This window comes from Bradyrhizobium sp. P3_C3 (genome assembly GCF_056402655.1).
The window spans coordinates 1-2326 of record NZ_JBFUGY010000126.1 but is presented as its reverse complement, the minus strand read 5'-3'; the positions used below and the strand labels follow the sequence as shown (position 1 = coordinate 2326).

Sequence of the window (2326 nt, the reverse complement as noted above, 5' to 3'; positions counted from 1 at the left end):
GGCCTGTTCATGGGTCTCGGCAACTCGTTTGCGGTTCTTGTCGTAGCCGAGATGCTGGGCGTGAAGGCGGGGCTCGGCTGGTACCTGCAATGGGCGCAAGGTTGGGCGGCCTATGCCAATATGTACGCCGCGCTGCTGCTCATGGCGTTCTTGTGCTCAGGGCTGATCACGCTGCTGTTCCGCTTGCGGGACCGCCTGCTATCCTGGCAGAAAGGCCTGGTGCGATGGTAGCGGCGATCGCAAGCGATCACGCGGTCCGTGGATCGACGCTAACGCTCCGCGAAGTGAGCCACAGCTTCGATCTCGAAGGGCAGCCCCTGCCGGTATTGGACCGCATCAGCCTTCAGGTCGGCCGCGGCGAATTTGTCGCTCTCCTGGGTCCGAGTGGGTGCGGAAAATCGACCCTGCTGCGGCTGGTCGCGGGGCTCGACACTCCAACAGCCGGCTCCCTGCTAGCGGAGGAAAGAGAGATCGAAGCACCCGATCCGTCGCGCGTCGTCGTTTTTCAAGACCCAACGCTCTATCCATGGCGGACGGTACGGAGCAACGTTGCGCTCGGTCTGGAAGCCCGCGGGTTGCTACGCACGCATGGCGGGCGTATCGAAGACGCCTTGCGCCTGGTGGGGCTCACGGGCTTCGCCAATGCCTACCCGCACCAGCTTTCCGGTGGCATGGCGCAACGCGCGGCTCTGGCGCGTGCGCTTGTCAACGACCCAAAGCTGCTCATTCTCGACGAACCTTTGGGCCAGCTCGACTCGCTGACTCGCATCGCGATGCAGGCGGAACTCGTATCACTTTGGCAGCGCTCGCGCTTCACGGCGCTGATGGTCACGCACGATGTCGAGGAGGCGCTCTTGCTTGCTGGCCGTGTCATCGTGCTGAGCGACCGGCCTGCACGGGTCAAGGCTGAAGTCGTCAACAGCCAGCCCTACCCTCGCCACCGGGGCGATCCGCACTTCGTTGAGCTTCGTCGCGAGGTGTTTGGGCAACTCGGCCTCGATGAGGCATGGTAGCCCTCAAAAGGAGCTCGCCGTGACGGATCTTCTCATAYGCATCCACAGAGCAAGCAGCACGGCGTTCTCGCCGCGATCGCAATGCGATTGTGTTAGCGGCTGTGCAGCCACCTCGTGGAGATCTAAAAATCTGGGAAGCGCACGGAGACTTCGATGACCTCAGAATTCAACGTCCACAACGCCGCGGGCTATGAGCAGCTCATGGGCCGCTGGAGCCGAAGACTCGCGCGGAAATTCATCGACTTCACAGGGATTTCCGACGGCGAAAGGATTCTCGACATCGGCTGCGGCACCGGTAGCCTGACCTTCACGCTCGCCAGAGCCGCCGACCTCGCCGAGATTACCGCGATCGACTATTCACMAGTCTTTGTCGAGGACGTGATCCGGCGCAACACAAACCCGCGAATAAAAGTCCGGCAGGCTGATGCCTGTGCACTGCCCTTCGAGGGCGGCACGTTCGATCGCGCTTTGGCGCTTCTCGTGCTCCACTTCGTTCCCGAAGCCGGTAAGGCAGTAGCCGAGATGCGCCGCGTCGTTCGGCCGGGCGGCGTGGTCGCGGCAGCGGTGTGGGATCATCTCGGCGGGATGCCCGGCATGCGCATGATGGTCGACACGGTGGCGGCACTCGGTGAAAGCGGGCGCCAGCTGCGCAGTCGCTATTGCTTTCAACCAATGATGCAGCCGGGCGAACTGAGACGGACTTTTGCCGAACAGGGTCTCGTGAGCATTGCGGAAGTAGAGCTGATGATCCGCATGGACTACAAAAGCTTTGCCGACTATTGGACGCCGATTGCCGCTGGCGAAGGGCCGCTCGGCAAGTATGTGGCAGCGCTCGACGCTGCGGAGCGAGCGCGCACCGACGCCGCCGTGCGCGATGCCTACGAGGCCGGCCGGCCCGATGGCCCGAGGTCCTTTGCAAACGTCGCGTGGGCGTGCCGAGGCATCGTTCCCTAACTCGACGGCCAGAGCGGTCTCTTCCGAGGTTCTGACTATCTGAGTGCCCGGGTGGAAAGTCGATGAACGTCTGGGCTTAACCAGGACGAGCAGGCTTGCTGCTCTGCTACGCGGACACGAGAAGATTGGCGAAGTGGAAACTTTTCATTTTCTGCTTGAAGTCAGGTGAGTGAGCGTCTATGCGTTTTCCAGCGTTGCCCGTCTGTCGGGCGCTCTCTTTGGCCTAGATGCCAAGGGAAGCATGCACGCTCTTGATGCTCCTCACTTTGTTGAGTGACACAACAGTCGACATAAGTCGATTGGAGTTCATTCATCGTCGGTAAGGGTGTCGGAACCCTTCCACTCTGGAAGGTTGGGAC

At 61.7% G+C, this 2326-nt stretch carries 2 protein-coding genes and 1 pseudogene; all 3 read left to right on the top strand.

Annotation, left to right across the window (positions count from 1 at the left end; all coding sequences use genetic code 11):
* Positions 1 to 231: pseudogene (locus tag AC1DW2_RS43660) on the top strand (ABC transporter permease); the annotation flags it as partial.
* Entirely contained in the window at positions 225 to 1013 is a 789-nt protein-coding gene (locus AC1DW2_RS43655; protein WP_477009195.1) for an ABC transporter ATP-binding protein, read from the top strand. The pseudogene AC1DW2_RS43660 and the gene AC1DW2_RS43655, both read left to right, overlap by 7 nt.
* Before the next feature lie 153 nt (positions 1014 to 1166).
* Positions 1167 to 1967, top strand: coding sequence for a class I SAM-dependent methyltransferase (locus AC1DW2_RS43650; protein WP_477009194.1), 801 nt, complete (start codon positions 1167 to 1169; stop codon positions 1965 to 1967).
* The last annotated feature ends 359 nt before the right edge of the window (positions 1968 to 2326 follow it).

Coding starts and splice junctions, on each gene's coding strand:
- AC1DW2_RS43655 (WP_477009195.1), top strand. CDS start 225: ATGGTAGCGGCGATCGCAAGCGATCACGCGGTCCGTGGATCGACGCTA.